Origin of the sequence: Chryseobacterium sp. SIMBA_029, from assembly GCF_046535275.1 — a bacterium.
Classification (GTDB): Bacteria; Bacteroidota; Bacteroidia; order Flavobacteriales; family Weeksellaceae; genus Chryseobacterium.
The window spans coordinates 1-237 of the sequence record NZ_JAWRXA010000830.1; the positions used below are offsets into that span (position 1 = coordinate 1).

The window sequence follows — 237 nt, forward strand, 5'->3', positions numbered from 1 at the left end:
GGATATCCAGAGCTCCTTCATTGAGGAGAAAAATGGCTCTTTTAGCTAAGGTTCAGGATGAAGCAGGACATGGCTTGTATTTATACTCTGCAACAGAAACGTTAGGAAACGGAACGATCAGAGCAGATAGAGATGCCACTTATGAAGATATGCTGGAAGGAAAAGCCAAGTATTCAAGTATATTTAATTACCCTACATTAAGCTGGGCAGACATTGGTGCCATCGGCTGGTTGGTAG

The 237-nt window shown here is 42.6% G+C and carries 1 protein-coding gene; it reads left to right on the plus strand.

Going from position 1 to position 237, the window contains the following annotated elements; translation table 11 throughout:
- On the plus strand, positions 1-237 hold a 237-nt coding region (locus SB679_RS26205), incomplete at both ends, for a Phenylacetic acid catabolic protein (RefSeq protein WP_410705340.1).